General features: G+C 73.3%; 6 protein-coding genes and 2 pseudogenes. 3 read left to right on the top strand and 5 right to left on the bottom strand.

Features of this window, described 5'->3' with window-relative positions; all coding sequences use genetic code 11:
* A partial coding sequence (locus ABZ371_RS27465; protein WP_358684391.1) for an aminodeoxychorismate/anthranilate synthase component II occupies positions 1-709 on the top strand: 709 nt, incomplete at its 5' end.
* A gap of 34 nt (positions 710-743) precedes the next feature.
* Here the strand turns inward: ABZ371_RS27465 and ABZ371_RS27460 are convergent.
* The 5 genes and pseudogenes from ABZ371_RS27460 to ABZ371_RS27440 form a co-directional block, all read right to left on the bottom strand.
* Entirely contained in the window at positions 744-1,745 is a 1,002-nt protein-coding gene (locus ABZ371_RS27460) for a 2-hydroxyacid dehydrogenase (RefSeq protein WP_358684389.1), read from the bottom strand.
* Positions 1,746-1,810: 65 nt separating this feature from the next.
* Positions 1,811-2,019: pseudogene (locus tag ABZ371_RS27455) on the bottom strand (6-phosphofructokinase); the annotation flags it as partial.
* 223 nt (positions 2,020-2,242) lie between these two features.
* Positions 2,243-2,887 (bottom strand): response regulator transcription factor, encoded by a 645-nt coding sequence (locus tag ABZ371_RS27450; protein WP_358684393.1) that lies wholly within the window; start codon positions 2,885-2,887, stop codon positions 2,243-2,245.
* A gap of 95 nt (positions 2,888-2,982) precedes the next feature.
* Entirely contained in the window at positions 2,983-4,218 is a 1,236-nt protein-coding gene (locus tag ABZ371_RS27445) for a DUF5931 domain-containing protein (protein ID WP_358684387.1), read from the bottom strand.
* A gap of 55 nt (positions 4,219-4,273) precedes the next feature.
* Positions 4,274-5,020, bottom strand: a complete 747-nt coding sequence (locus ABZ371_RS27440) for a lysophospholipid acyltransferase family protein (RefSeq protein WP_358684385.1) — start codon at positions 5,018-5,020, stop codon at positions 4,274-4,276.
* A gap of 205 nt (positions 5,021-5,225) precedes the next feature.
* Here ABZ371_RS27440 and ABZ371_RS27435 point away from each other — a divergent pair, with 205 nt between their 5' ends.
* Positions 5,226-6,005 carry an alpha/beta fold hydrolase gene (locus ABZ371_RS27435; RefSeq protein WP_358684383.1) on the top strand — a complete coding sequence of 260 codons (780 nt, stop codon included), beginning with the start codon at positions 5,226-5,228 and terminating at the stop codon, positions 6,003-6,005.
* Positions 5,998-6,361: pseudogene (locus tag ABZ371_RS27430) on the top strand (hypothetical protein); the annotation flags it as partial. The gene ABZ371_RS27435 and the pseudogene ABZ371_RS27430, both read left to right, overlap by 8 nt.

The following is a 6,361-nucleotide window of genomic DNA, read 5'->3' as shown; positions in this document are numbered from 1 at the left end:
GGAGGCGAGCTGCCCGCGGCTGGCCTCCGATCCGCGGGTGCGGGCGGCGCTGGACGAGCGCCGCGCGGGGCTCGCGCCCTTCTGGCTGCGGATGCGGGAACGCACGGGTGCGCTGTCCGGCCACGCGCTGGTCGTGGACGGTGAGGACACCTTCACCGCGATGCTGGCCCATCTGCTCCGTTCCTCGGGCCTCACCGTGTCGGTGCGCCGGTACGACGAACCCGGGCTGCGGGCGGCCGTCCGCGCGCACCGGGGGCCCGTCGTGCTGGGCCCGGGGCCCGGGGACCCGGGTGACACGGCCGACCCCAGGATGCGGCTGCTGCGGCACCTGGCCGCCGAGCTGGTGCGGGACCACGCCCACGGGTTGCTGGGGGTGTGCCTGGGCCATGAGCTCATCGCGGCGGAGCTGGGCCTGGAGATCGTGCGCAAGGCCGTCCCCTACCAGGGGGCGCAGACCCGGATCGACCTCTTCGGCCGGCCGGAGACCGTGGGCTTCTACAACAGCTTCACGGCGCGCTGCGACGGGGCGGCGGCCGCCGAGCTGGAGGCCCGCGGCATCGCGACGAGCCGGGACACGGCCTCCGGGGAGCTGCACGCGCTGCGGGGGGAGGGGTTCGCCTCGGTGCAGTTCCATCCGGAGTCGGTCCTGACCCTGCGCGGGGCCGCGATCGTGTCCGAGCTGCTCGCGGCGCTGCCCGTACGGGGCTGAGGCGGGGCGGCCCCCGGCCGGCCGGGGCGGCGCCCTACGCGGTGGGCCGGGGCACGAGGAAGTTCGGTCCGCTCCGGCCGGCCAGGTGATCCATGACGTTGTGCACGGTGGCGTCGATGATCTGGCCCACCGCGTCGGCGGTGTAGTACGCCTGGTGCGAGGTCACGATGACGTTCGGGAAGGTGACGAGCCGGGCGAGGGTGTCGTCGTCGATGCCCTCCAGGGACTTGTCGACGTAGAACAGCCCCGCCTCCGCCTCGTAGACGTCGAGGCCGACGCCGGTGAAACGTCCGGCCCGCAGTTCGGTGACGAGCGCGGTGGTGTCGACGAGGCCGCCGCGGCTGGAGTTGACGAGGATCGCGTCGTCCTTCATGGCCGACAGGGCGTCGCGGTCGATGAGGTGCTGGGTGGCGGGCATGAGCGGCACGTGGAGGCTGATCAGGTCCGCCTCGGCGAAGAGCCGCTCCTTGTCCACGTACGTCATGCCCAGCGCGGTGCAGGCCGGGTTCTCGGCGACGTCCCAGCCCAGCAGGTTCATCCCGTAGCCGTGGGCGATCCGGGTGAACGCCTCCCCGATCTTCCCGGTTCCCAGCACTCCGGCCGTGCGTCCGTGCATGTCCCGGCCGAGGAGCCCGTCGAGGCGGAAGTCGAAGTCCCGGGTGCGGCTGACCGCGCGGACGATGCGGCGGTTGACGGCCATCGCCAGGGTCCAGGCGAACTCGGCGACCGAGTGGGGTGAGTAGGAGGAGACCCGGGCGACCCGCAGGCCGAGGCGCTCCGCGGTGTCCAGGTCGATGTTGTTGAAGCCGGTGGAGCGCTGGGCGATCATCCGGGTGCCCCCGGCCGCGAGGATCCGCAGGACCGCACCGCCGAGGTCCGCGTTGACGCTCGTGGAGATGATCTCGTGGCCCGCCGCGATGGGGGCGGTGTCCTCGGTGAGGAAGACGTCCAGGCATCGCACCTCGTGCTTCCCAGCGAACGCTTTCTCGATCAGCGGCTTCTCGTCGGACTGCACACCGAAGGCCAGGACTTCCACGACGGCTCCCTGGTCGGGGACACGGACTCCGGGTGAATATACGGCCCGCGCCCCCGGTGCGCCGCTCAGCCGAAGTGGAACCCGGCCTCCGCGATCGGCACCCGCACGATGTCCGTGCCCCGCAGGGCGACCATGGCTCCCGAGGCTCCGTCGTGCACGGCGTCCACGGCGTGCAGTCCCGAGCGGGTGGCGAGCCGGCGGTCGAAGGAGCGCTGGGGGTGCCCCCGCACCGGACGTGTCCCAGGACCGTCGTCCGGGCCTCCTTGCCCGTGCGACCGGGACCCGGTGGACCCGTAGCCGTACCCCTGCGCGCCCCTGCGGACGACGGCAGGGAGGACCGCGTCGGGCCCGGTCGCCGCCCCGGTCAGTACTCCGACCCGCGTGGGAGGCACCCCTTCGCCGAAGTGAGCCCGCTACGGCTCGCTCCGGGGCGGCCCGGGTGCCTCCGGGACGGGTCGTACGGTCAACTCCCCACACCGAGCGCCTGTGTCGGGACCTCAAGCGTCGTCCAGGCCCGTCTCGATGGCGTAGCGCACGAGCTCCACCCTGTTGTGCAGCTGCAGTTTGCCCAGAGTGTTCTGGACGTGGTTCTGCACGGTGCGGTGGGAGATGACGAGACGCTCGGCGATCTGCTTGTACGAGAGTCCCTTGGCGACCAGCCGGAGCACCTCGGTCTCCCGGTCGGTGAGCTGAGGGGCCTTCGGTTCGTCGGAGGCGGCCGGGGCGGGGTCGGAGGCGAGCCTGCGGTACTCGCCCAGCACCAGCCCGGCGAGCCCCGGGGTGAAGACCGGGTCACCGGCCGCCGTGGCGCGCACGGCGTCGGTCAGCTCCTGGGTGCTGGCCGACTTGAGCAGGTAACCGGTGGCGCCGGACTTCACGGCCTCCAGCACATCGGCGTGCTCACCGCTGGCGGAGAGCACCAGGACCCGCAGGCCCGGGTGGGAGCCGACGAGCTCCTTGCACACCTGGGCGCCGGGCATGCCGGGCAGGTTGAGGTCGAGGACCAGGACGTCGGGCCCGGCCGCCCGGGCCCGGCGCACGGCCTGCGGCCCGTCACCGGCGGTCGCCACCACCTCGAAACCCGACTCGGCCAGGTCACGGGCCACGGCGTCGCGCCACATCGGGTGGTCGTCCACGACCATGACCCTGACGGGCCGCTCGCCGGGAGCCGGCGCGTCGGTCCCCCCGGGCCGGGGCTCCTGGGCCCGGGACGCCTGCGTGTTCGGGTTCGGTGTACTCATCGGGCCGATCCTGCCTTCCCCCGTGGGGTGTTCACCATCTTCGGGACCTTCAACTCGACCTCGGTGCCCTGCCCGGGCACCGAGATGAGCTCCGCCGTGCCGCCCAGGTCGCGCAGCCGTCCGCGGATCGACAGGGCGACCCCGAGCCGGCCCTCGCCCTCCGCCTGGTCGAGCCGGCCCTCCGGGATGCCCGGTCCGTCGTCGCGGACCGTGACGATCACCTCGTCCGGCTCGTCCTCGACGAGGATCCAGGCCCGGGCGGCGGACCCGGCGTGCACCCGGACGTTGTCCAGGGCCGCCCGCACCGCGGCGGCCAGCTCACGCGCGGCGGCGGACGGGAGGAGCACCGGTGCACCGGGTTCGGCGAAACTCGTCCGGGATCCCGCGTGCGGGGCGAGCAGGGCCCGCAGGTCGAGTGCGGCCGGCTCCGGGTCCGCGTCGTCGGGGGCGTCCACGCTCCGGACGACCGCCCCTTCGGCGCTGTCCTCCGAGACCCGGCTCGTGGGGACCAGGCCGCTGGTGACCAGGGTGCGCAGGGCGACCTCCTGCTCCCCGGCCATCCGCCCGAGCTCCGCCGCCTCGCCGCCCAGCGCCGTCCCCCGGCGCTGCACCATGGCGAGGACCTGCAGCACGCTGTCGTGGATGTCGCGGGCGAGCCGTTCCCGCTCGCGGGTCGCGGCTTCGATCTCCAGGGCGCGGGCCAGGGTGCGTTCACTGGCCCGGGCGACCTCGACGACGTACCCGATGGCGATGGACGCCACCCACACCAGCAGCACGTTGTGGAAGGTGTCCCGGCTGAGCTCGCCGCGCTCGACGATGTTGGCGACGGCGACCAGGGTCGAGGCGAAGGCGGCCCAGCGCCAGCCTCCCTTGAGCGCGAAGGCGAGCACCGACCCCGCGGTCCAGATCGACGGCAGCGTCGATCCGTCCACGAGCCGGGCGTCGGCGTCGGCGAGCGGGGTCAGCAGGATGCCGGTCAGGGCGACGGTGAGGTCCAGGCCGAGGAACCGCTTGGTGCAGGCGGCCGCGCCCGCCACCCGGGGCAGCGTGAGCACGGTCCAGAGGCCCAGGGCGGCCAGGAAGGCGACGGCCACCCAGAGCCGTTCGTAGTCCCCCCGCCCGACGATCGCGAGCAGCACCGCGTAGACCAGGGTCAGCACGCGGTACGCGGTCAGGGCGCGCCACAGCGGCTGCTCGACCGACATCCGTACGACCCGTTCGCGCCTGGCCATGCCCTCTCCCCCGTTCACCGTCCCGTCCGGCCCGGACGCGACGTCGGCGGCGCCGTCAGGCGCCGGACCGCTCCGGTCCCTCGCCCCTGGCCTCGTCCGTGCTCCGCCTGTTCCTGGCCTCTTCCGCGATCTGCCGCTTGGCGGCCGTCGCGTAGACGTCCACGTACTCCTGGCCGGAGAGCTTCATGATCTCGTACATGACCTCGTCGGTCACCGCGCGGAGGATGAAACGGTCGCCGTCCATGCCCTGGTAGCGGCTGAAGTCCAGCGGCTCGCCGATCCTCATGCCGGGGCGCATGAGCCGGGGCACGATCTGGCCGGGCGGCTGGATCTTCTCCGTGTCGATCATCGCCACGGGGATGACGGGCGCGCCGGTGGCGAGTGCCACCCGTGCGAGGCCGCCCGGCTTGCCGCGGTAGAGCCGGCCGTCGGGCGACCGGGTGCCCTCCGGGTAGATGCCGAAGAGGCCGCCGCTCTCGATGACCTGGATGCCTGCCCTGATCGCCGCCTCACCGGCGCCGCGGCCGCCCGAGCGGTCCACCGGGAGCTGTCCGACGCCCTTGAAGAAGGCCGCCGTCAGCTTGCCCTTCACTCCGGGTGCGGTGAAGTACTCGGCCTTGGCGATGAAGGTCACCTTGCGGTCGAGGACCGCGGGCAGGAAGAAGGAGTCGGAGAACGACAGGTGGTTGCTCGCGAGGATCGCCGGCCCCCGTTCGGGGATGTTCTCCAGGCCCTCCACCCACGGCCGGAAGGCGAGTTTGAGGGATCCGCCGATGGAGAACTTCATCGCGCCGTAGATCAACTCGGGTGCCTCCTGTGTGCGGTCGATGAGACCTTAACCTGTGCGGCCGCGGCCGCTCCCGCCCGGCGGGGGGCAGGGGCCCGGCGGGCGGCGCCCGCCCGTGCCCCGACGGCCCTGGTCGGTGTCGGTCCGGTCGCGTACGGTGAAGTAACACGTTCGCACTCCCCCCGCACGCCCCCGCCCCGCTCACGAACAGGAGACCCCGGTGCCGGTCCTCCCTGGAGCCGAGCCGTTCCGCCACGAGGGCGGAGAGGTCGGCGTCCTCCTCTGTCACGGATTCACGGGTTCACCGCAGTCGATGCGCCCCTGGGCGGACCACCTGGCGGAGCACGGGCTGACCGTGTCCCTCCCGCTGCTGCCCGGGCACGGCACGCGCTGGCAGGACATGGCCGTCACCGGCTGGCAGGACTGGTACGCCGAGGTGGACCGGGAGCTGCGGGCGCTGCGGGACCGGTGCCGGCAGGTCTTCGTCTTCGGTCTCTCCATGGGCGGCGCCCTCGCCCTGCGCCTCGCGGCCCGGCACGGGGACGCGATCTCGGGTCTCGTGCTGGTGAACCCGGCGAACAAGGTGCACGGCCTCTCGGCGTACGCCCTCCCGGTCGCCCGGCACCTGGTGCGCACGACGAAGGGGCTGGCGAACGACATCGCCCGCGAGGGCTCCGAGGAGGTCGGCTACGACCGGGTGCCGCTGCACGCCGCGCACTCGGTGCGCAGGTTCTTCCGGCTGGTCGACACCGAGCTGCCCCAGGTCACCCAGCCGGTCGTGCTGCTGCACAGCCCCCAGGACCACGTCGTGCCGCCGGCCGACTCGGCCCGCATCCTCAGCCGGATCTCGTCCACGGACGTCGAGGAGATCCTGCTGGAACAGAGCTACCACGTGGCGACGTTGGACCATGACGCGGAGCGGATCTTCGACGAGAGCCGGCGGTTCGTCGAACGCCTCGCGTCCGGCGTCGGCGAGAAGGGGAGAACGTCCGGTGGCTGAGCACGACGCGGATCGCGCGGGCAGTGACGAGGAGCGCGAACCGCGCCCCGTGGACGGGACCGGGACGCCCGGCGTCCCGGAGGAGGTGCGGCCGGTCGACGAGGCCGCCGCGTGGGAGGCGATCGTCGCCGGGTACGGCGAGGAGCCGCCGGATCCGCCCGGCGCCAAGCCGTTCAAGTCCGTCGAGGACCTGGTCCTGCTGGAGGACGGCCAGCTCAACACCCTGCCGGGTGCGGAGCCGGGTCCGGCCGACGGCGCGGACAAGGGGGACAAGGGAGCGGACGGGAAGGCACCCGGCGGCCCGCCGGGGAAGAAGCCGCTCGGCAGCTCCGTCGTCTTCGCGCCCGGGGTCGCGG

It is taken from the genome of Streptomyces sp. NPDC005899 (genome assembly GCF_040629645.1).
In the GTDB taxonomy this organism is placed as follows: domain Bacteria; phylum Actinomycetota; class Actinomycetes; order Streptomycetales; family Streptomycetaceae; genus Streptomyces.
The sequence above is the reverse complement of the archived record's forward strand: the minus strand, read 5'-3'. Positions and strand labels throughout refer to the sequence as shown.

Excerpts from the sequence above, each read along its gene's own strand:
- ABZ371_RS27445 (WP_358684387.1), bottom strand. The coding sequence starts at position 4,218 with ATGGCCAGGCGCGAACGGGTCGTACGGATGTCGGTCGAGCAGCCGCTG.
- ABZ371_RS27450 (WP_358684393.1), bottom strand. The coding sequence starts at position 2,887 with ATGGTCGTGGACGACCACCCGATGTGGCGCGACGCCGTGGCCCGTGAC.